Below are 21,618 nucleotides of genomic sequence, written 5' to 3'. Positions count from 1 at the left end.
GCGCTCAGACCTCGATGACCTCGCGCTCGGTCACGATCAGATCGAGCGGCTGATCGGTAGGCTCGAGCGGCAGATCGTCCGCCTCCTGCGCGGCAAACGCGAAGCCCACGGCCAGCGTCGCGCGGCGGCTGCGCAGCATCTCGAGCGTGCGATCGTAGAACCCCCCGCCATAGCCAAGCCGCCCCCCGCGCCGCGAAAAGGCGACAAGCGGCACGATCAGGATCTCGGGCTCGACCCATTCGATATCTCTCGGGACAAGTGCGCCGAAGGTGCCTTCGACCATCTCCGATCCGGGCTCCCACCGCGCGAAGCGGAGCGGCATGCCCTTCGCCTCGATCACCGGAACGCAGACGCGGCCGTGCGCGGCCGCTTCCTCCATCGATGGCATCGGGTCGATCTCGGTTCGGATCGGCATATACCCTGACACCGGCACCCCGCGATACCCGGCGAGCACCTGGCTCAAGTGCCCCGCATCGCCGGGCCCGCGCGCCGCATGCGCGGCCTTCCTACGGGCGAAGGCGGCCTTCCGGGCCGCTGCCTTTCGGTCCTCGAGGCTCACAGCAGCACCAGGCTCGCAAGACCGAGGAAGGCGAAGAAGCCGACGACATCGGTCACGGTGGTCACGAAGGTGCCCGAGGCCAGCGCGGGGTCGACCTTGATCTTCTCGAGAAGGATGGGAATCCCGATCCCGGCCAGGGCCGCCGCGACCATGTTGATGATCATCGCCGCGAAGATCACCCAGCCGAGCTGCGTCGAGCCGAACCAGACGACACCGACGATGCCCATCACCACCGCGAAGGCCACGCCCATGATAAGGCCCACGGTCGCCTCGCGGCGAATGACACGGACCGCGTTCGACCCGGTAAGGTCGCGTGTCGCGAGCGCGCGCACCGCGACGGTGAGCGACTGCGTGCCCGCATTGCCGCCCATCGAGGCGACGATCGGCATCAGCACGGCCAGCGCCGTGACCTGCGCGATGGCGCCTTCGAACTGCGCGATCACCAGCGAGGCGAGGATCGCGGTGGCTAGGTTCACGGCAAGCCACGGAAAGCGCTGCCGCGTCGTCTGGATCGCGGTGTCGGAGAGCGAGCTTTCCTCGCCCACGCCCGCGAGACGGAGGATGTCTTCCTCGTTCTCTTCCTCGAGGACGAGCATCGCGTCGTCGATGGTGATGACACCCACGAGCCGCTCGTTCTCGTCCACGACCGGGGCCGAGATCAGGTGATACTGGTTGAAGGCGTAAGCGACATCCGCCTCCGCGCGCGTGGCCGGGATGATGTGAAAGCTCGTATCGGTGATGTCGGCAAGCTTCACCTCGCGCCGCGACGACATCAGCTTGCCGAGCGCGACCTTGCCCACCGGCTTGAGGCGCGGGTCGACGAGAATGATGTGATAGAACTGGTCAGGCAGATCTTCGTTCGCACGCATGTGGTCGATCGCCTCGCCGACGCTCCAGTGTTCGGGGGCCATGACCACCTCGCGCTGCATGAGACGGCCGGCGGAATACTCGGGATAGGTCAGCGATTGCTCGACCGCGACCCGGTCACTGTCCTCGAGGGCCTCGAGAATGGAATCGCGCTGCGCGTCCTCGAGGTCTTCGAGAAGGTCGACCACGTCGTCCGAATCGAGCTCGCGCACGGCGTCAGCCAGAACCTCGGGCTTGAGGATCTGGATGACCTCCTCGCGGATGCTCTCGTCGAGTTCGGTCAGGATATCGCCGTCGAATTCGAGATCATAGAGCCGGATGAGCCGCATCCGGTCGTAGGCGTTCATCTGCTCCAGCATGTCCGCGATATCGGCGGCATGCAGAGGCTCCATCAGCTCGACGAGCCGTTCACGATCCTGCACCTCGACGGTGTAGAGGATCGCGGAAATGGTCTTGGGGTCGAGCGCGTAAGCGTCGCTCTCGGCGTTTTCCGGCTCTGGGGCCACGTCGAGCTGCTCTTCTGCCATCCTGCTCTCCTCGCGTCTCGTGTTTCCACCGGAGATTAGGGCAGCCTTCAAAGAAGCAACAGGTCTCGGCGCAGATTTACCTTGCCCTTTGGCCGGCATAGGGTCGCGCGACAAGAAACGGGGGCGTCAAGGCGGCAATGCAGGCAGATCATCTTCTTACCGGGCGCGTGCTGGTCTGGGACGGCGCGCCCCTGCGTGACGGGCGCGATACCGCGCGAATCGAGGAGGATTGGGGCGTTCTCATCGCCGAGAACCAGATCGCCGTGACGGGGCCCGCGGACATGCTGCGCCAAGCCGCGCCCGACGTGACGGAGATGGCCTATGGCCGCGATCTCATCTGCCCGGGCTTCGTCGACGCGCATGTCCATTTCCCGCAGACGCGGATCATCGCGAGCTGGGGCAAACGCCTGATAGACTGGCTGAATACCTACACCTTCCCCGAAGAGATGCGCCTCGAGGATCCGGCCTATGCCGCCGCTGTCGCGGGCGAGTATCTCGATCTCGTGGTGAAACACGGCACGACGACAGTAGCGAGTTTCTGCACCTCGCATCCCGCCAGCGTCGATGCCTTCTTCGAGGCCGCCGAGACGCGCGAGATGCGCGTCTACGCGGGCAAGACCTGCATGGACCGCAATGCGCCCGACGCGCTCTGCGACACGGCGATCCGTGCCTATGACGAAAGCCGCGCGCTGATCGAACGCTGGCACGGACGCGGGCGCGCCTCCTATGTCATCACGCCGCGGTTCTCACCCACCTCGTCGCAGGACCAGCTTGAGGCACTGGGCGCGCTCTGGGCGGCGCATCCCGATTGTCTGATGCAGACGCATCTTTCGGAACAGATCGATGAGGTGGACTGGGTCGCCTCTCTGTTTCCTGATGCGCGCGACTATCTCGACACCTATGAAGCGGTCGGCCTTCTTGGAGAGCGCGCCCTCTTCGGCCATGCGATCCACCTGACGCCCCGCGAGATCGACCGGATCGCAGAGACTGGCGCGGCGCTCGTGCATTGTCCGACCTCGAATACCTTCATAGGCTCCGGTCTTTTCGACATGGACGGGCTGACTGCCCGCGGGATCCCGGTCGGTCTGGCCACGGATACCGGCGGCGGCTCGTCCTTCTCGATGCTGCGCACGATGGCCGCGGCTTACGAGATCGGGCAATTGCGCGGCCGGGCCCTCCATGCCTCCGAGCTTCTCTGGCTCGCAACGGAAGGATCTGCCGAGGCGCTCCATGCCAAGGGGCGGATCGGCACGCTCGCGCCCGGTGCGGAGGCGGATATCTGCGTGCTCGACCTTGCCTCCACGGAGGCCATCGCGCAGCGGACCCGTCAGGCCGAGACCGTATGGGACGAGGTCTTCGCGACGATCATGATGGGTGACGACCGCGCGGTGCGCTCGGTCTGGGTGGCGGGAGAGCGTCGCATCTGAGGCGTCAACAGCCCGGCCGACCAAGCACCATGACCCAGACATCGTCGCTTGTCCGCACCAGCGCGGCCTCGGTCACGTCGCGCAGCGTCATGTTGCGGCGATGGCCGGGCGAATTGGCCCAGCTCCGCATCACCTCGGCGAGACTGCGCTGACCCTTGGCGATATTCTCGGCCAGACGGCAATAGCCGTAACCGACACCCCGCGCGCGGCTGCCGATATCCGATCCGTCCGAGCCCTGGTGCGAGAACCGCCCGGTGCGCGACAGGTCCAGCGCATGCGCGCGGGCCATCGCGTCCAACTTCTCGGAATGCCTGACCGCCGGCAGACCGTTCTGGACCCGGAACGCCGAAAGCGCCTCCACGCCGGGATCGGCCAGAGCGGGCGTCGCCGCGACCAGCAGGATCACGAGCAAACGGATCATGAGGCTTCCGCCAAGGCGCGGGCCATGCGAGTCTGCTCTTCGATGACAACTGGCAGATCGAGCGTTGCGATCTCACCATCGCGGACGATCTGGCGGCCTTCGACGAAAAGATCCCTCACGCAGGTTGGCCCTGCCAACAAGAGCGCAGCAGGATCCCAGCTGCCCGCGCTTTCGATGCCAGATACATCCCAGATGGCGAGATCGGCGCGGTAGCCCGGCGCGATCTGGCCGCATTCGTCCCGCCCGAGCACCTCCGCGCCGCCGCGCGTTGCGATCCTCAGCGCCTCGCGCGCGCTCATCGCATCCGCGCCTTGCGCGACGCGCTGGAGAAGCATCGCTTGCCGGGCTTCCGCGACCAGGCTGCCGGCATCGTTCGACGCCGATCCATCAACGCCGAGCCCGACCTTCACACCCGCATCCCGCATGGCGCGGACAGGCGCGATGCCCGATCCGAGGCGGCAGTTCGAACATGGGCAATGCGCCACGCCCGTCCCGGTTTTGGTAAAAAGGTCAATCTCTTGGCCATCGAGCTTCACGCAATGGGCGTGCCACACATCCGCGCCAGTCCAGCCGAGATCCTCGGCATATTGACCGGGCCGGCAGCCGAATTGCGAGAGCGAATAGGCGATGTCCTCGTCGTTCTCGGCGAGATGCGTGTGCAGCATCACGCCCTTGTCCCGCGCGAGAATGGCGGCGTCGCGCATGAGCTCTCGGCTCACAGAGAATGGAGAGCACGGCGCGACCCCGACGCGCACCATCGCGCCCTGCTTGGGGTCGTGAAAGGCGTCGATCACGCGGATGCAATCGTCAAGGATCGCCCGCTCTTCCTCCACGAGACCGTCGGGCGGCAGACCGCCCGCGCTCTCCCCGATGGACATGGCCCCGCGCGTCGGGTGAAAGCGCAGCCCGATCTCCCGCGCCGCGTCGATCGTGTCATCGAGACGCGCGCCGTTCGGGAAAAGATAGAGGTGATCCGAGGTCAGCGTACAGCCAGACAGTGCCAGTTCGGCCAATCCCGTCAACGCCGAGACCCGCATTTCTGCCGGGCCGAACCGCGCCCAGATCGGGTAAAGTGTCTTGAGCCAACCAAAGAGTAGCGCGTCCTGCCCGCCCGGCACCGCGCGCGTGAGGGTCTGGTAGAGATGATGATGCGTGTTCACGAGACCGGGCGTCACGAGGCAGCCCCGTGCCTCGACGATCTCGCCTACGGTCGCCAGGTTCGATCCGATCTCCGCGATGACGCCATCCCGAACGAGGATGTCGGTGTCCGCGTATTCGCATGCGCCGTCATCCATCGTAAGAACATGTGCCGCGTTCCGGATCAGCGTCTCGCTCATGCAACGTCTCGCAAGAGGGCCAGCGCCTCGGCGTGCAGCTCCGGCGTTGCGGCGGCGATGGCGCGCCCGCCGTGATGCGCCGCCCCGCCATTCCAATCGGTGACGATCCCGCCGGCGGCTTCGATGACCCCGATCGGTCCCTGGATGTCGTAGGGGTTGAGCCCAGCTTCGATCACGAGGTCCACATGCCCCGCGGCGAGAAGCGCATAGGCGTAGCAATCCATTCCGTACCGCGTCAGCTTGGCTTGCGAGGACACTTTCGCGAAGGCGCGCCCTTCCGCGGGGGTCCCAACCTCGGGGAAGGTTGTCATGAGCCGCGCATCCGAAAGCGCCTTGATACCGCTTGTCGCCAGTGTCCGCGTCTCGCCCTCCCGGCCGATCCAGGTCGCACCACCGGTCCCGCCCGAGAGGCGCTCGCCAGTAAAGGGTTGGTCGATCATGCCGAAGCGCACACCGCCCGCGTCCGAGAGCGCGATCAGCACGCCCCATGTCGGTGTGCCGCAGATGAAGGCGCGGGTCCCGTCGATCGGGTCCAGCACCCAGGTCAGACCGCTCGATCCGGTGCTGGCCCCGTATTCCTCACCGAGAATGCCGTCCTGAGGTCTGCGCGTTGCCAGAATGTCCCGCATCGCGCGCTCGGCCGCGCGGTCCGCTTCGGTGACGGGGTCGAAGCCACCGTCTTCCTTGTTCTCGGCAGCCAGGGTGGCCGAACGGAAATGCGGCAGAATCACCGCGCGCGCCGCGTCGGCCAACTCACCGGCGACGGCCGCGATTTCGGTCATGTCGATATTCGTGTCGCGCACGTGATCCCCCGCTCCTCTTGCTCGAAGGAGCGTTGCGCCTTTCGGCGCCCGCGATCAACCCCTGGTCGTTTGGGCCGGGTCAGGCCACATCGGAAAGCACACGGGCCAGTTCGAACAAGCGGCGACGCTGATGCTCGGGGATGGAGTAGTAGGAGCGGATCAGGTCCAGCGCTTCCTTGTCGCCCAGGATGTCCCGCGGCACGGAATTCGCGATCTGCGCGTCCGAGGGCACCTCGGGGCTGTCTTCGCCGTCCATACCTTCGAAAAAGAAACTCACCGGAGTGCTGAGCGCGTCGGCAATATCCCACAAACGCGAGGCCGAGACACGATTTGCCCCTGTCTCGTATTTCTGGATCTGCTGGAACTTGATCCCGACCTTCTCGGCCAATTGCTGCTGCGTCATGCCGACGAGCCAACGCCGATGGCGTATCCGCTTACCTACATGGACGTCGACAGGATGCGTCATAACCTTGCCTTTTGCTGTTCGAACCCCCGACCTGACCACTTATGATGCGGTCCGGACGGCCTTTAAACCCACAACACTTGCACATTCGCAGCGAGCAATATGTACAGCGAATTCCCGTCCCGAAACAAGATGAGATCACCTGGGGACTCATTTGAAGCTTCAAAAGTTGCAATTTCATTGCTGCGCGAGACATAAACGCACGTCGTCGCGTCATCTGTTGACGGATTCCGGCACGGCCCCCATCACCGAACCTAAGGCCCGTAAAGGAAAGCAAATATGAAAGCTCTCGTTGTCGAAGACCACAAAACAGCGCCGATCTTGAAAGATATCGAGACGCCCGAACCGGCCGACGGCGAAATTCGTGTCAGGGTTGAAACCTGTGGGCTGAATTTCGCCGATTTGTTGATGGTGACGGGACAATACCAGGATACTCCGCCCCTGCCCTTCACCCTCGGCATGGAGGTTGCCGGCACGGTTGATTCACTCGGTGCCGGCGTGTCGGGCTTCAAAAAAGGTGACAGGGTCGCGGTCTTCGGCGGTCATGGCGGCCTCGCGGAATACGGTGTTTTCGATGCTCGCCGCGCGGTTGTGCTGCCGGATGCGATGCCCTCGGCCGATGCGGCCGCCTTCCTCATTGCCTATGGCACGAGCCATCTCGCGCTCGACCATCGCGCGAGGATCCAGCCGGGCGAGACGCTTCTCGTGCTCGGAGCCGCGGGCGGCGTCGGGCTGACGGCGGTCGAGATCGGCAAGCTCATGGGCGCCAGGGTCATCGCCTCGGCGCGGGGCGCCGACAAGCTGGCCGTTGCGGAAGCCGCTGGTGCGGACATTCTGATTGATGCGGAAACCGCAGACCTGCGCGCAGAGGTCAAGGCGGCGGGCGGCGCGGACGTGGTCTACGATCCGGTCGGCGGTGATCAATTCAAGGCGGCCTTCCGCGCCTGCAACCCCGAAGCGCGGCTCTTGCCAATCGGGTTCGCCTCCGGAGATATCCCGGAGATCAAGGCGAACCATCTTCTGGTAAAAAACCTTGCGGTTCTCGGGGTTTACTGGGGCGGCTACCTTGCGTTCCGCCCCGAGGTGGTCACGGAGAGCCTCCGCACGCTCTTCGGCTGGTATGCCGAAGGCAAGCTCAAACCACATGTCAGCCACCTGCTGTCGCTCGATCGCGCCGAGGAGGGGCTTGAACTTTTGCGGCTCCGCAAATCGACCGGCAAGGTGGTGATCCAGGTCGCCGAAAGCGCATAATCCGATGCCGGCGGACACGTTCACACACCAGGCCGAAGAGGATGCGCGCAACGAAAACGTGCTGATCTGGGTCGATGATGGGCTGGTGCCCCGAGCCGACGCGAAGGTCTCCGTCTTCGATTCCGGCTTCATGCTCGGCGACGGTGTGTGGGAGGGAATGCGCCTCTACAACGGGCGCTGGGCGTTTCTCGACAGGCACATGGATCGACTGTTCGAGGCGGCGAAAGCCATCGACCTCGATATCGGGCTGAGCCGCGACGAAGTGATCGCACGTCTTGAAAAGACGCGGGACGCCAACGGGATGCAGACCGATGCTCATGCAAGGCTCATGGTCACGCGCGGCGTGAAGGCGCGCCCATTCCAGCATCCCGCCCTCTCGACGCGCGGGCCGACCTTCGTGATCGTGATGGAGCATTCGCGCCCCGCTCTGCCCCGTCCGATCCGGCTTGCCACGGTGCCGCATATCCGCGGTCTGCCGATGAGCCAGGATCCCAAGCTCAATAGTCATTCGAAGCTCAACTGCATCCTCGCATGTATTGCGGCCGAGAAGGCCGGCGCGGACGAGGCGCTGATGCTCGATATCCATGGCTTCGTGAACACGACGAATGCCTGCAACTTCTTCATCGTGCGGCGGGGCGAGGTTTGGACCTCGACGGGCGATTACTGCATGAACGGGATCACCCGCGCCGCGGTGATCGAGATCTGCCGAAGGGAAGACATCCCGGTCCTCGAGAAAAACTATTCCCTGGTAGAGGCTTATTCTGCGGACGAGGCCTTCCTGACGGGCTCCTTCGGGGCGCAGACACCGGTAAGCGAGATCGATGGACGCAAGATCGGAACGGGCGAGATCGGCCCTGTGACGGAGCGTATCCGCGCCGCCTACAAGGACATGGTCGGCGCATGAATATCGCGATGTGGTCGGGACCGCGCAATCTCTCCACCGCGCTGATGTACGCCTTCGCGGCGCGGGGCGATTGCGCGGTTTGGGATGAGCCGTTCTACGCGGCCTACCTTGCGCGCACCGGCCTCGCCCATCCCATGCGCGACGAGATCATCGCCGCGGGAGAAACCGATCCCGCTCGCGTCGCTGCGGCCTGCGTCGCTCCAACTTCGAGCGACAAGCCTTTGTTCTATCAAAAACATATGTGTCAGCACATGATCGCGGACATGCCACGTGACTGGATCGAGGATGTGACCAACGTTTTCCTGATCCGTCACCCCGCGCGCGTCATGGCGAGCTTTGCCTCGAAGTATGAGGCCGCGGAATTGTCAGATATTGGTTTTGTACAACAAGCCGAGCTGTTCGATCGCGTCTCAGAAGCGAATAAAGAGATACCCTTTATCATCGATTCCAATGACATAAGGCAGAATCCTGAAGCCATTCTGCGTTTACTCTGCGACCGCCTGAATATCGCATTTATGCAATCGATGCTCGGCTGGCCTATCGGTCCCAAGTCTTACGATGGCGTCTGGGCGCCCGTCTGGTACCACGCCGTTCACCGATCGAGCGGCTTTGCGGGACAGGAGGGGCCGCTTCCGCATCTGCAGGGCGATTTCGCGCGCACGGCGGAGGCTGCGATGCCGTATTACGAGCGCCTCCGCGCGCATGCGCTGACCCCGCCGTCGTGAGCGCCGCGTGATCTGCTCGCAAAGATGTCAGATTGTTTCCGTCAAGCGCCTCCGGAAATTCTTGAAAAGCGCCTGGAGAGTGCCGATATTTGAGCAGAACTCCGGCGGATCCTGCCGGATTATCATTCAATTCGGAGGGATTAATGGCTGACTACAGAACCGTTCGGACCGGCGCCGCAGCCGGTGCGCGTTCGGCTCAGATCGATGAGGGCCTGCGCGCTCATATGAACAAGGTCTACGGCACGATGTCCGTGGGCATGTTCCTCACGTTCCTTGTGGCATGGGCCGTCGGCTCCAGCCCCGAGCTTCTCGGTATCTTCCGCGATCCCGAGACTCTGCAGCCGAACATCCTCGGCTGGATCGTGATGTTCGCACCGCTGATCATGGTCTTCGCCTTTGGCGCAGCCATCAATCGCCTGTCCGCTGCGGGCGCACAGACCTTCTTCTACGCCTTCGCGGCGATCATGGGCCTGTCGCTTAGCTGGATCTTCGTTGCCTTCACCGGCATTTCCATCGCGCAGGTGTTCCTGATCACCTCGATCTCCTTCGCGGGTCTCTCGCTCTGGGGCTACACCACGAAGAAAGATCTGTCAGGTTGGGGCACCTTCCTGATGATGGGTGTGATCGGGCTCGTCGTGGCCTCGCTGGTCAACATCTTCCTGCAAAGCCCCGCGATCTACTTCGCGGTGTCGGTGCTGGGCGTGCTGATCTTCGCGGGCCTGACTGCGTATGACACGCAGTCGATCAAGAACGAGTACATCGAGCATGCCCGCCACGGCGACAGCGAGTGGCTCGGCAAGTCGGCGATCATGGGCGCACTGCGTCTCTATCTCGACTTCATCAACATGTTCATGTTCCTGCTGCAGCTCTTCGGCCAGCGCGAGTAATTCTCGCGCCAGCCTAGACACAGGAAGGCCGCCCCTCGGGGCGGCCTTTTTTTTCTTCGTGAGTGGAGTTGAAATCAAAGCGTCGCGCTCATCCGGACAGCCGGGAACGGCACGGAGCCCGCGAGCGGCAGCGTCACGTCACGCTCCGCCGTGAACCCCATCGCAGCGTAGAACGGCACCGCGTTGAGCGTGGAATAGCAGCACAGACGCCGGACGCCCTGCCCCTGCGCATGCAGCATGATATAATCGAGCAGCCGCCGACCGACGCCATGCCGCTGGTGGCGATGATGGGTGACCACATGCCGAACATGGCCCGTCTCGGGCGAGATGTCCCCGGTGCCCGGCGCCTCGAGCGTCCAGCCGCCCGCACCCACGAGAAGCGCACCGCGCAGAACGAGGAAAAAGGATCCCGACCGCACGAGGTCCGGCTGCGCCCGCCCGATGATCGGCAGCGCCTTCACGCAGGTTTCCTCGTCATAGGCTTCGCGCAATAGGATCGGGTAGGAGGTTGAGAACAAGCGGTCGACCGCCGGGAAATCAGAGCCCTGCGCCCGCCGGATCGAAACTGATTCGAGCAAAGTCATAACTAAAATTCCGGTTCACTGGAGCCCAAAGATAGGGAGCGAACCGTGACCCGATCATGAAAAACGCCGCGTCCCAAAGGCGCGGCGTTCCAAACTTCCAAAATTCAGGCAGATTACTTGATCTTGCCTTCCTTGTACTCGACATGCTTGCGCGCGACCGGGTCATACTTCCGGATCGTCATCTTCTCGGTCATCGTGCGGGCGTTCTTCTTGGTCACGTAGAAGTGGCCCGTGCCCGCCGTCGAGTTCAGGCGGATCTTGATCGTCGTCGGCTTCGCCATCGTGTCGTCTCCTTCGGACGGGCGCGCAGGGTATGGCGCTCCCGTGAAAATCTTTGAGGCCCGCCTATTACGCAGCCGGGCGGACAAGTCAACCGGGCCGGGCCCCAAAATCTCGCGCGGAGGGCCTGTAAGCCGGATTCTGTGTCGGGCGGGCGAACCCGCCCCAGACGATCATTCATCTTGGCCGGACCTCGCGATCCGGCTCCTGCTGCCAACCCGGACCCCTCGGGCCGAAGCGGCCCTGCGGCGATATCCCCGAAAGGATCAGCCCGCGCGGGGTCCCTATGCGGCATTGCTCCCGGTGGGGCTTGCCATGCGGGCCGTGTTGCCACCGCCCCGGTGAGCTCTTACCCCACCGTTTCACCCTGGCCGCCGGCGCACCGGCGGTGGTCTGTTCTCTGTGGCGCTTTCCGTCAGGTTGCCCTGCCCGGGCGTTACCCGGCACCGTTGCTTCGGGGAGTCCGGACTTTCCTCCCCGGCCGGGTTTCCCCGACCGGAGCGACCGTCCGGCCCTCCGCGCGAGTGCTTGCGATAGGGGGCGACGCCGCCGGGGTCAATGGCCCCGGCGCGTCAGCGCAGAACGAGAGGCTGGGCGAGAAGGCTGCGGAACAGCGCCAGCATCGTCTCGGGCGCTTCCAGTGTCGGGAAATGGCCCGCTCCCTCGACGAGATGCAGCTTCGCCGCGGGGGCCAGCGTTTCCATCACGTTCAGACGCCGTGTCGAGCAAAGCGGGTCTGCAGCGCCTGCGATGATCGCGATGGGCGCAAGGCAGCGTCGGAGATTGCCTTGCAGATCGCGCCTGCGTTGAAGTGCGCGCGCTTGCGCCAGGATCGTCTCGGGACCGAGCGCCTCGGCCTGGGCGAGAAGTTCCGCCCGGAGCGCCGAGCGGGCCTGCGGTGCGGCAATCGCGCCGGGCGGGTATTCCTGTGACAGCCACTCGGCCACGCGGCGGGCGCGCAGCGCGATCATCCGTGTCTCGCGCTCGGCCGCCTCTGGCGGTGTCTCTGAAAAGGGCGAGGTCGCGATCAGCCCGAGCCGCGAGACCCTGTCGGGCGCGCGCCGCTGAAGCTCGAGCGCCAGCGCCCCGCCGAGCCCCTGCCCGATCAACGCCATGCGCTGCGGAAGATGCGGCAGAAGCCGCGTTGCGATCTCCTCGATCCGCTCACCGCCGATCGGCAAAGCCACCGTGACGGGCCGTTCCAGCGACAGGGCGTCGATCTGCGCTGCAAAAAGCCGTGACGTCATCCCGTGATCCGGAATGAAGACAAGCGCCTCGACGGGCGATGTGCTGCGAACCGTGACGTTCACCTGGAACCGAACCTGCTCTCGCGCGCCTATGCTGGCGCTTCTATCCAAAGCCTAGCAAACCCTGCCGTGCCGAAAAGGCGCACTGAGAGGCGGACTTGCGAAAACCCGCCCTCCGTGCTTTCCGCGCGACATGGAGACAAGAACCCTGATCCTCGGAGCCGGTGCAGCCGGCATGATGTGCGCGGCCCATGCCGGGCCCGGCACGCTTGTCGTAGACCATGCCAAAGCCCCGGGCGAGAAAATCCGCATCTCCGGTGGCGGGCGCTGCAATTTCACCAATCTCGACATCCGCTTCGAGCGCTTTCTCGGCAGAAACCCGCATTTTCACAAATCGGCCCTGTCGCGCTACACGCAATGGGACTTCATCGCGCGCGTCTCGGAGGCCGGGATCGCCTGGCACGAGAAGACGCTCGGACAGCTCTTTTGCGATGGCAGCGCGAAAGAGATCATCGCGATGCTCCGCGCCGACATCGAGCGGGCGGGCGCACAGCTCTGGCTCTCAACCGAGGTCAAAAGCGTCGATCATGTGGATGGGCGTTTCGTCGTGACGCTCTTGCGCGAGGGCCGGCAGATCACGTGCCGCGCCGAGAACCTGGTGCTTGCCACGGGTGGCAAATCCATCCCCAAGATGGGTGCGACCGGCCTCGCCTATGACATCGCCCGCCAGTTCGGCCACGAGATCACCGAAACGCGCCCTGCCCTCGTCCCGCTTACCTTTCCGGATGGCCGGTTCAAGCCGCTCTCGGGTGTCGCGACGCAGGCGCTCGCGAGCTGCAACGACACTTCGTTCGACGAGGCACTGCTCTTCACGCATCGCGGGCTTTCAGGACCGTCGATCCTTCAGATCTCGAGCTATTGGCGCGAAGGAGATGCGGTCACGCTGGATCTACTGCCAGCGACCGACATCGCCGCGATCCTGACCGAGAAACGCAGAAGCGATGGCAAGAAGCAGATCGCAACCGAGCTTGCGCGGCACCTGCCGCAGCGGCTTGTCGAGCATCTGGCCCCAGGTCTTGGCCTGACCGAGCGCCTCGGGGATCTTTCCGATGCCCGGATCGCTGCGCTGAGCGATGCGCTCAAGACCTGGGCGGTGACGCCCGGCGGATCGGAAGGCTATCGCACGGCCGAGGTGACGCTGGGCGGCGTGGCGACCGATGCGATTTCGTCGAAGACAATGGAATCGGCGCGGTGTCCCGGCCTCTACATCATCGGAGAGGCCGCCGACGTCACCGGCTGGCTCGGCGGATACAATTTCCAATGGGCCTGGTCCTCGGGCTGGGCCGCGGGACAAGCCATCGCAGAGATGACGAAACGGTAACGCCTTTGCGATGCGCGCAGTCCGATGCGCTTGATTTTGTCACCCGCACGTTACAAATCTGTCGTCATGGCAGATTTGGCTCACCAATCCTGGTTTCACGACCTCTCCCGCGCGATCGAGGCGCAGGTGCCGCAGAAAACCCTGCGCGACGCCTGGAATCGGCTGCGCTTCGGTGCGGGCGCGCCGCAAAGCGACGAATGCATCTGGGTCGATCCGATGCAGGTGAACCATGCCTATACCGGCGGCAAGCGCCTGTCGCTGCGCCGGCACAATTCGGGACAGGTCGTCGCCGGCGACTGGGATCTCGACCGCAGCCCGATCAAGGAAAGCGACAAGGCCCAATCCTGCCGTCTGCACTTCGTCGAGGGAGTGCCTTGGTCGGAAACCCCGATCTATGCGCGGCTCCTGCGCGAAATCGCCGAAGGCAAGAGACCCGATGGGCTCACCTCCCGCGCCGACCTCGATGCCCGCTACGCCCGGCTCGACAAACTCTGGCAATATGCCAAGCGCGAGGGGCTGAAACCGCGCTCAGAGACGCCTGACCGCTACCGCCGCGAACATGGGGGCATTCTCGTCCACATCGCGCGGGACGGCACGCTCATGCGCTCTGGCGGCGCCGCGCATCGCTTCGCCATCGCGCGACTTCTGCAGTTGAAGAGCGTGCCTGCCCAGCTTGGCGCGGTGCATCCCGAGGCATTGGCCGCCGGACATCTCGACCGGCTGCGTCAGCGCCCGAGCACGCGGGCGACCTGAGCCGCGAAATCCTCGCCCCGCTTTTCGAAATTGTCGTATTGATCGAAGCTCGCCGCCGCAGGTGCAAGAAGAACGGTCTCGCCGGGCTCCGCATCCGCCGCGGCCTTCTCGACGGCACGCGCCATATCGGTGCAGATCTCGACCTCGGTACCCGTGAGACCCAGCGCGAATTGCGCGGCTTCACGTCCGATCACGTAAGCCTTCGACACATGCGCGAGCCCGGGCTCCAATGCCGAAAGGCCCCCTTCCTTCATCAACCCGCCGCAGACCCAGCGGATCCGATCAAAGGCCAAGAGCGCCTTCAGAGCAGAATCGACATTCGTCGCCTTGCTGTCGTTGACAAATGTCACACCGCCCTCGCGCGCGACAATCTGGCTGCGATGCGGCAGCCCCTCGAAGGTCTTCATGGCCGCCTCGATCTGCCGCGGACCGAGCCCCAGTGCGCGTGTCGCGGCGTAGGCCGCGCAAGCATTCTGATGGTTATGCGCGCCCGGCAGCCCAGCCACCTCGCGCAGGTCGATGGAGCCAATCTGCTTTCCCTTGCGCCATTCGGTCAGGAACCCCTTTTTCGCGAAGACCTGCCAGCCCGGCCCTCCCAGCTTCGTGCCCGAGGAGATGCGGATCAGCCGGTCATCGCCAGGCGCGGTCGCGATCTGGTTGGCGAGAAAGCGCCCCTCGGGCTCGTTGACGCCGATCACCGCCCTGTCCGGCCCGCCTTCGGCGAAGAGCCGGCGCTTGGCCGCGAAATAGCCCCCGAGACCGCCATGCCGGTCGAGGTGATCCGCCGTCAGGTTCGTGAAAACCGCGATATCCGGCGTCAGCGCACGGGCAAGTTCGGCCTGGTAGGACGACAGCTCGAGCACGATCACCGCGCCGTCCTCGGGCGGATCGACATCGAGCACTCCGCGGCCGATATTGCCCGCAAGCTCCACGGGCTTTCCTGCTTCCTCGAGGATGTGATGGATCAGCGCCGAGGTCGTCGATTTCCCGTTCGAGCCCGTCACCGCCACGACCTTCGGCGGGCTGTCGAAAGCGGCCCATTCGCCGTGGCCCAGCGCACGGAAAAAGAGCCCGATATCGTTATCGACGGGCACGCCCGCCTCCCAGGCCGCCGCGATTACGGGATTGGGCTCGGGATAGAGATGCGGGATGCCCGGAGAGACGACGAGAAGCGCGATCTCCTGCATCGCACGCGCCGAGCCCAGCTGCTCCACGACAAAGCCTTCGGCCTCGGCGCGGGCACGCGCGTCGGGGTTGTCATCCCAAAGCACGGGCTCGGCGCCGCCAGCCTGCAGCGCGCGCGCGGCCGAAAGACCCGAACGCCCGAGGCCCAGAATGCCGACCTTCTGGCCAGCCATGTCGGTTACCGGAATCATCTGCTGCCCTCACCCCGCCTGATCCGCACAATCGCTACGCCATAGAACGCCGCCAGGAAAGGGTCAGCGCCGCTCGCCGTCCCGAGGCTCGATCCCGTAACGCGCCGCCAGCCGCCAGACATGATCCGGCACCATGTTCTTGATCTTCGCAGGATGGGCGCGGCGCAGATGAAGGATCGTCTCGATCGCCTTCATATCCACGCGGGCGCGGGCAAACTCGAGCCCGCGCGGCCCGATCCGCGGCTGCAGGAAAGCCACGATGGGCCTCAGCCAACCCGGCATGCGCCGAAGCGGCAGACCGCCCGCCGCAGCTTCGGTATTCTGCCGAAACCCTTCGACCGCAGCGTGGCGCTTACCCTTCGACGAAGGCGCGTTTCGCACCAGCCTGTCGCCCAACCGCTCGAGGAGCGCAGCTCCGCGCGCGTTTCGCACGATCAGCCATTGCTGGCCGTCACCGCCCATGTAGCCCACGGTCACGTCCGCCAGCCGATTCGTGTAATCGACGCAGGTCTTGCAGGTCATCGGGAAGAAATCCGCCGGCAGATCCGAGAGCGGCAGCTTCAGGAACGGGATGGTGCGCGCAGGACGCCCGTCATCGAAGCGCAGCTCGACCCGGTAATCGGCACGGAATTCGAGGTAGCTGATCGTCTCCGGGTAGGGATCGAGCCGCTCGAGAAACGCGTGGAAATTCTCGGTCGTCGTATTGTCCGAACAGGGTGTGCCGATGACGCTGATCTCGTCGAAGCCGAACTCAGCCTCAAGCGCGCGCAAGGCGTAGACCTGGCAGGGAATGCCGATGACCGCGACCCGCCGATGCCCGGCCTCGCGCGCGGGCTTGAGCGCCGCGAGGAGCGGCGCATAGCCCATCCGCATGCCCCGGCACCGTGCCATGTCCTCGGGATCGGTCACGATGACGGGGACAGGCTTCCAGCGGTCCTCGTGATCGGGCGCCACGCAAATCACCGCGTCGACCGCGCCGTCCCGAAGGAGGGCAGCGCCTAGGCCCGAGGCGATACCGGTCCATTGCGCGCCCTCGGCAGGCGGGTCGAGCCGAGCGCGCCACATCGCCTGCGTCACGCCGAAGAATGCCTCGTCGCCCTCGCCCTGCGCCGCGCGGCCATGCACCTCGGCCTCGAGAGCGGGATAATCAGGCTGAATGAACTGGCAGGCCCGTCCGCAGGCGCGGCCATCCCCGATGCGGCTGATCCCGCAATCTGTACAGAGACCGGGCCGCGCGGCACCGCCGATCTCCGGCCTCGTCAACCCTGTCAGATCTCGCGGCATGACCCCTCCGAACCCGCTCACAGCCCGAACCCTAGCCGAGACGCGCGACACTCGAAACCCGCGCCCTCTTTCCTCTTTGGGTTGGCCCAAATACCGGCGGGGGAGCGCGAGGGGGCAGAAAGCCCCCTCGCCCGCGGGATGATCGGCACGATCAGCCCGCCAGAGAGGCGCGGGCGGCCCCGCCGCCCGCTCCGCATCTTCACACGGCCCGAAGCGCCAGCACGGCGTTCAGCCCGCCAAAGGCGAAGGCGTTCGAGAGCGCGGCCGTCACCTTGGCCTCGCGCGCCTCGTTCGGGACGACATCGAGCGCGCATTCGGGATCCGGCTCTTCATAATTGATCGTGGGCGCGATCACGCCGTCGCGCAGCGCCATGATGCAGGCGAGAAGCTCGATCGCGCCGGTCCCGCCGATGGCATGTCCGTGCATCGACTTGGTCGACGAGATCATCAGATCGTCCGCATGCGGCCCGAAGACATCGGCGACCGCAGCACATTCGGTCTTGTCGTTGGCAGCCGTTCCGGTGCCGTGGGCGTTGATATAGCCGATCTCGGCGGGATTGACCCGGCCATCCGACAGCGCGCCCTTGATCGCCCGCGCCGCACCTTGCTTCGAGGGCATCACGATATCGGCGGCATCGGCGGACATCGCCGCCCCGACGACCTCGGCCAGGATCTCCGCGCCCCGCGCACGCGCGTGCTCGTACTCTTCGAAGACGAAGATCCCCGCGCCTTCGCCCTGCACCATGCCGTTGCGATTGGCAGAGAACGGGCGGCAGCCGTCCTTCGACATCACGCGCAGCCCCTCCCAGGCCTTGATCCCGCCGAAGCACAGCATCGATTCCGAGCCGCCCGTGACCATCACCGGCGCCATGCCCGAACGGACGAACCAGAACGCCTGGCCCATCGCGTGGTTCGACGACGCGCAAGCCGAGGCGACGGTAAAGCTCGGTCCCTTGATATTGTACTGCATCGAGACATGAGAGCAGGCGGCGTTGTTCATCAGCTTCGGCACGACGAAGGGATGCACCCGGTTCTTGCCCTCTTCGTAGACGGCCCGGTAATTCTCGTCCTGCGTGGTCAGACCGCCGCCGGATGTGCCGAGAACGACCCCTGCCCGCGAGGCAAGCTCGCCGTCGAACTTGAGGCCCGATTGCGCGATGGCCTCCTCTGCGGCGAGAAGCGTGAACTGGGTATAGCGATCATAAAGCGCGATCTGCTGACGATTGAACCGCTCTTCCGGCTCATAGCCTTGCACCTGCCCTCCGATCTGTACCGCCAGACGCTCGCGATCCCGCATGATGAGCGGGACGATACCCGAACGGGCCTCCCGCATCGCCTCGAGGGTCGCCGGCACATCGCGCCCAAGCGCGTTGATCGTGCCCGCCCCGGTGATGACGACGCGTTTCACGAGGCTTGCTGCTTGCGCAGGTGCTTCACGCCCTCGATGATCTTGGCAACCGACGAGATGTCGAACTCGCTCTCACCGGGTTCGTTGGCGTTGAAAGGCACCGAGATGTCGAAGGTCTCCTCGATGGCGAAGATCGATTCAACGAGCCCCATGGAGTCGATCCCGAGTTCCTCGAGCGTCATATCCTCGCGCACATCCGAAGGGTCTAGCACTGCCTGTTCGGCAAGGATCTCGATTACCCGTGTCTTCACGTCCATCTGCACAGTCCCGGTCCCGGTTTGCTGATCCGCGATTTAGTCGGTCTTTCGGTCCTTTGAAACCGTCTTTCGGAGTTCTGCGACATCCCGCACGAGCCGCGGCAGCCGGCGCATGGCTTTGAAGATCTCGATCTGGCTGTCCATCTTCGTCGCCGGATAGCCCAGCATCACGCGCCCCGCCGGGATCGAGGACAAGACAACCGTTGCACCGCCACAGACAACATTGTCACCGATGCGGATATTGTCGCTGACGCCCGTCTGTCCACCGAGCACCACGAAGGAGCCGATCTCGGTCGAGCCGCCGATCCCCACCATGCCGCACAGAAGGGAATGCTCGCCGATGATGCAATTGTGGCCGATCTGAACGAGGCTGTCGATCTTCGTGCCGGACCCGATCCGCGTGTCGCGCACGGTGCCTCGGTCGATGGTGCTGTTCGCGCCGACCTCCACATCGTCGCCGATCGTGACGCCGCCCAGCGAATGGATCCGCGCCCAGGGCTGGCCTGTCGCCTCTCCGCTTTCGCCGAGCGCCGCGCGCGCCTTCTCTGCCGTCGACGGCTCGGGCGTGACGAAGGAGAAGCCGTCGCCGCCGATCACCGCGTTGGGCTGGCAGATGAAATTCGCACCGATCGTGCAGCGCGCGCCGATGCGGGCACCGGCATGGATCAGCGCGCCCGGACCGATCTCAGTCTCAGCGCCGATATGCACCTGCGGGCCGATCACGGACCCTGCCCCGATCTTCGCCCCGCGGCCGATCACGCTGAAAGCGGCGACCGTCACATCGGGCGCGAGTTCCGCCTCGGGATGCACGTCGCTCATCGGGTGAATGCCGGTCGAGTAGCCCTGCCCGGGATCCATCGTCGCAGAAAGGCCAGACAATGCGAAACGCGGACGCTTGGCGAGGATCGCCCCGTCCAGACCGTAGCTCTGCCAGTCCGCGCCGTCCCACATCATCGCGGCGCGCGCGTCCCCGCGTGTGAGCGCCTCGGCATATTCCGGCTTCATCGCCAGCGCGAGGTGATCGGCCGGGCATGTCTCGGGCTCCGCGACGCCCGCGATCCGGATGTCGCCGTCGCCCGCGGCCGTCAGACCAAGGGAGGCGGCGATTTCTGCTAGGGTAAAATCGGGCATGGATCCTCCGGAAACTTGCCCGGAGGTTTAGCTGCGAAGACCGCCCAGCGAAACCCCTGCCGCCTCGAGCGCCCGCCAGATCGCCGCGTCGCGCCCGTAGACGTCGTCACGGAATTGCGTGCGGCCCTTCGCGTCTGTGAAGGCCGTGCGGTAGATCAGATGAACGGGCACCTGCTTTTCAAGGACGACACGCTGGGTCGAACCGGTCCGCAGGCGTGCTTCGAAGAAGCCGACCGGATCGTCTTCCTGCACCGCCAGAAGCGCATGGGCAAATTCATGCGGGTCGTCGAGCCGGACGCAGCCATGCGAAAAGGTCCGCACGGTCCGCGAGAAGAGGTTCTGCGAAGGTGTGTCGTGAAGATAGATGTTGTAGCGGTTCGGGAACATGAACTTTACCGAGCCCAGCGCATTCTTCGGGCCCGGTGGCTGGCGCATGGAGAACGGGAAGGACGACGCGCTGTATTGCGAGAAGCCCCGGCCGCGGTTCACCTGCCGCCCATTGCGATCCGTGATCTCGAGATGGCTGACCGCGTACGGGTTGCGGCGCAGCATCGGCAGGTATTCGTTCACGACGATCGAGCGCGGGACATACCAGCTCGGATTGATCTCCATGTGCTCCATCACGTCCGAGAACTCCGGCGTCTGCCGGTCCGAATCCTGCGATCCGATCACCGCGCGGGTCTCGAAGGTGAGCTTGTCGTTGTCATAGATCCGTGCGTGGTAATCGGTGAGGTTCACCTTGATGTGACGCTCGCCGAGCCCGCCGGGCATGTTGATCCAGCGCTCGCGCTCCATCGCGACGATGACCGATTTCAGGCGGTCATCGACGCTCTTGTTGATCGCATCGAGCGTCTCCGGGCCGGCGATCCCGTCGATGGTCTGGCCGAGATCGGATTGCACGTCGCGCACGGCCTTTTCCATCGCCGCATCGTAGATCGCGGTCGAGGTATGCCCCAGATATCCCATCGCCACGAGGCGGTTCCGCAGATCGACGACGGCCTGCCCGCTCATGCCGGGCTCGAGCTTGGACGCGCGCACCGGCGCGCCCCAGCCGCCGCGCGCGCGCTGCTCTTCGAGCTTCACGCGTGCCGCCATCAAGCGCACATATTCGGGGCTTTGCGGCGCCAGTGACCGGAAGAGCGTGCGCGGATCTTCGGCTTCGAGCCGCGCGAGAAGCTCTTCGGGGCTGCGCGTGGCCGGATCGCGCTTGATCCCGCTGACCACGCGGCGCGGATCGAGAATGCCGCTCTGCAAATCGTTGGCGAGGCGCAGGTAGGCCATCGACATCGCGACATCCGCCTCGCCCCGCTCGCGCGGCGTATCGGCAGCCCGCAACATGGCAAACAGTTCATCGGCATCATGGCGCGCGGCCGGAATCCCGTGCGAGGAGACGTTTCGCATCGCGTCGATAAGCATCGCGCGGCGATGACGATGCACCTCGTCCGCGCCGGTCCAGACCGGGGCGAAATCGCGGTTGCGATAGAAGGCATTGAGACCATCCTGCTCGGCGACTTCCTCGGCCACCGCCTGCTTGAACGCGGTGACTTGGGCGCTTGCAGGTCCGGGAAGTCCGGCGCCCATCGCGGCGACAAGGGCGGCGCAGGCGAGAAGATGACGGCCGCGGGCAGGGAAAAACATGGGGCGATCCTCGGACAGAACTCGGTTCGGACTGCGACAGTTGATGCCGCAAACCCGTTGATGTCTATTCACAATCCTCCACGAGCCCGAAAGTTTCCGTAACAATTGC

22 protein-coding genes and 1 other RNA gene are annotated in these 21,618 nt (G+C 64.9%); 7 read left to right on the top strand and 16 right to left on the bottom strand.

The features are described from left to right. Nucleotides 1-4 precede the first annotated feature (4 nt). Nucleotides 5-559, bottom strand: a complete 555-nt coding sequence (locus FIU91_RS06170) for a 5-formyltetrahydrofolate cyclo-ligase (RefSeq protein WP_152461829.1) — start codon at nt 557-559, stop codon at nt 5-7. Then, the gene (gene mgtE, locus FIU91_RS06165; protein ID WP_152461828.1) at nt 556-1,953 is read right to left on the bottom strand and encodes a magnesium transporter; all 1,398 of its coding nucleotides are present in this window, start codon (nt 1,951-1,953) and stop codon (nt 556-558) included. The genes FIU91_RS06170 and mgtE overlap by 4 nt, the downstream gene beginning before the upstream one ends. Before the next feature lie 137 nt (nt 1,954-2,090). Here mgtE and guaD point away from each other — a divergent pair, with 137 nt between their 5' ends. Then, a complete protein-coding gene (guaD, locus tag FIU91_RS06160) occupies nt 2,091-3,380 on the top strand; it encodes a guanine deaminase (RefSeq protein ID WP_152461827.1) in 1,290 nt (429 codons plus the stop codon). 4 nt (nt 3,381-3,384) lie between these two features. Here guaD and FIU91_RS06155 read toward each other — a convergent pair whose 3' ends face one another. From FIU91_RS06155 to FIU91_RS06140, 4 genes are all read right to left on the bottom strand, one after another. Next, on the bottom strand, nt 3,385-3,801 hold the full coding sequence (locus FIU91_RS06155) for a CAP domain-containing protein (RefSeq protein WP_093013488.1): 417 nt from the start codon (nt 3,799-3,801) through the stop codon (nt 3,385-3,387). Then, a complete protein-coding gene (locus FIU91_RS06150; protein ID WP_152461826.1) occupies nt 3,798-5,138 on the bottom strand; it encodes an 8-oxoguanine deaminase in 1,341 nt (446 codons plus the stop codon). Before FIU91_RS06150 ends, FIU91_RS06155 begins: the two co-directional genes overlap by 4 nt. Next, the gene (gene hisN / locus FIU91_RS06145; RefSeq protein WP_152463664.1) at nt 5,135-5,920 is read right to left on the bottom strand and encodes a histidinol-phosphatase; all 786 of its coding nucleotides are present in this window, start codon (nt 5,918-5,920) and stop codon (nt 5,135-5,137) included. The genes FIU91_RS06150 and hisN overlap by 4 nt, the downstream gene beginning before the upstream one ends. 100 nt (nt 5,921-6,020) lie before the next feature. Beyond that, nucleotides 6,021-6,407, bottom strand: coding sequence for a helix-turn-helix domain-containing protein (locus FIU91_RS06140; protein ID WP_152461825.1), 387 nt, complete (start codon nt 6,405-6,407; stop codon nt 6,021-6,023). A 276-nt stretch (nt 6,408-6,683) separates the two neighbouring features. Here FIU91_RS06140 and FIU91_RS06135 point away from each other — a divergent pair, with 276 nt between their 5' ends. From FIU91_RS06135 to FIU91_RS06120, 4 genes are all read left to right on the top strand, one after another. Continuing rightward, nucleotides 6,684-7,655, top strand: coding sequence for an NADPH:quinone oxidoreductase family protein (locus tag FIU91_RS06135; RefSeq protein WP_152461824.1), 972 nt, complete (start codon nt 6,684-6,686; stop codon nt 7,653-7,655). Nucleotides 7,656-7,659: 4 nt separating this feature from the next. Then, nucleotides 7,660-8,559: a D-amino acid aminotransferase gene (locus FIU91_RS06130; RefSeq protein WP_152461823.1), complete on the top strand. Its 900-nt coding sequence runs from the start codon at nt 7,660-7,662 to the stop codon at nt 8,557-8,559. Beyond that, nucleotides 8,556-9,284 (top strand): HAD family hydrolase, encoded by a 729-nt coding sequence (locus tag FIU91_RS06125; protein ID WP_152461822.1) that lies wholly within the window; start codon nt 8,556-8,558, stop codon nt 9,282-9,284. Before FIU91_RS06130 ends, FIU91_RS06125 begins: the two co-directional genes overlap by 4 nt. 143 nt (nt 9,285-9,427) lie before the next feature. Next, on the top strand, nt 9,428-10,171 hold the full coding sequence (locus FIU91_RS06120) for a Bax inhibitor-1/YccA family protein (protein WP_093013507.1): 744 nt from the start codon (nt 9,428-9,430) through the stop codon (nt 10,169-10,171). 74 nt (nt 10,172-10,245) lie between these two features. Here the strand turns inward: FIU91_RS06120 and FIU91_RS06115 are convergent, their stop codons facing one another. From FIU91_RS06115 to FIU91_RS06100, 4 genes are all read right to left on the bottom strand, one after another. Continuing rightward, nucleotides 10,246-10,755: a GNAT family N-acetyltransferase gene (locus tag FIU91_RS06115; RefSeq protein WP_093013510.1), complete on the bottom strand. Its 510-nt coding sequence runs from the start codon at nt 10,753-10,755 to the stop codon at nt 10,246-10,248. Nucleotides 10,756-10,868: 113 nt separating this feature from the next. Continuing rightward, nucleotides 10,869-11,036, bottom strand: a complete 168-nt coding sequence (gene rpmG, locus FIU91_RS06110) for a 50S ribosomal protein L33 (protein WP_010441901.1) — start codon at nt 11,034-11,036, stop codon at nt 10,869-10,871. A 112-nt stretch (nt 11,037-11,148) separates the two neighbouring features. Next, an RNA gene (gene rnpB / locus FIU91_RS06105) (RNase P RNA component class A) lies at nt 11,149-11,554 on the bottom strand. A gap of 52 nt (nt 11,555-11,606) precedes the next feature. Then, nucleotides 11,607-12,344 (bottom strand): alpha/beta fold hydrolase, encoded by a 738-nt coding sequence (locus FIU91_RS06100; protein ID WP_152461821.1) that lies wholly within the window; start codon nt 12,342-12,344, stop codon nt 11,607-11,609. A 130-nt stretch (nt 12,345-12,474) separates the two neighbouring features. Between FIU91_RS06100 and FIU91_RS06095 the strand changes: the two genes are divergently transcribed. Together FIU91_RS06095 and FIU91_RS06090 are read left to right on the top strand one after the other, a co-directional pair. Beyond that, nucleotides 12,475-13,662, top strand: coding sequence for an NAD(P)/FAD-dependent oxidoreductase (locus FIU91_RS06095; protein ID WP_152461820.1), 1,188 nt, complete (start codon nt 12,475-12,477; stop codon nt 13,660-13,662). 66 nt (nt 13,663-13,728) lie between these two features. After that, nucleotides 13,729-14,415, top strand: coding sequence for a hypothetical protein (locus tag FIU91_RS06090; protein ID WP_152461819.1), 687 nt, complete (start codon nt 13,729-13,731; stop codon nt 14,413-14,415). Here the strand turns inward: FIU91_RS06090 and murD are convergent. From murD to FIU91_RS06060, 6 genes are all read right to left on the bottom strand, one after another. Next, entirely contained in the window at nt 14,388-15,791 is a 1,404-nt protein-coding gene (gene murD / locus FIU91_RS06085) for a UDP-N-acetylmuramoyl-L-alanine--D-glutamate ligase (protein ID WP_152461818.1), read from the bottom strand. The two genes, FIU91_RS06090 and murD, sit on opposite strands and share 28 nt — an antisense overlap. A gap of 63 nt (nt 15,792-15,854) precedes the next feature. Then, a complete protein-coding gene (locus tag FIU91_RS06080) occupies nt 15,855-17,075 on the bottom strand; it encodes a Coenzyme F420 hydrogenase/dehydrogenase, beta subunit C-terminal domain (RefSeq protein ID WP_152461817.1) in 1,221 nt (406 codons plus the stop codon). Between the two features lie 199 nt (nt 17,076-17,274). Beyond that, on the bottom strand, nt 17,275-18,483 hold the full coding sequence (locus tag FIU91_RS06075; RefSeq protein WP_093013524.1) for a beta-ketoacyl synthase: 1,209 nt from the start codon (nt 18,481-18,483) through the stop codon (nt 17,275-17,277). Then, the gene (locus FIU91_RS06070; RefSeq protein WP_152461816.1) at nt 18,480-18,740 is read right to left on the bottom strand and encodes an acyl carrier protein; all 261 of its coding nucleotides are present in this window, start codon (nt 18,738-18,740) and stop codon (nt 18,480-18,482) included. The genes FIU91_RS06075 and FIU91_RS06070 overlap by 4 nt, the downstream gene beginning before the upstream one ends. Before the next feature lie 36 nt (nt 18,741-18,776). Then, nucleotides 18,777-19,871: a UDP-3-O-(3-hydroxymyristoyl)glucosamine N-acyltransferase gene (gene lpxD / locus FIU91_RS06065; protein WP_152461815.1), complete on the bottom strand. Its 1,095-nt coding sequence runs from the start codon at nt 19,869-19,871 to the stop codon at nt 18,777-18,779. Between the two features lie 27 nt (nt 19,872-19,898). Then, nucleotides 19,899-21,509 carry a murein L,D-transpeptidase gene (locus FIU91_RS06060; protein WP_152461814.1) on the bottom strand — a complete coding sequence of 537 codons (1,611 nt, stop codon included), beginning with the start codon at nt 21,507-21,509 and terminating at the stop codon, nt 19,899-19,901. Nucleotides 21,510-21,618 lie beyond the last annotated feature (109 nt).

Origin of the sequence: Roseivivax sp. THAF30 (assembly GCF_009363575.1) — a bacterium.
GTDB classification, from domain to species: Bacteria; Pseudomonadota; Alphaproteobacteria; order Rhodobacterales; family Rhodobacteraceae; genus Roseivivax; species Roseivivax halotolerans.
Note: the sequence above shows the minus strand (reverse complement) of the source record. Positions and strands in the feature narration are given on the sequence as shown.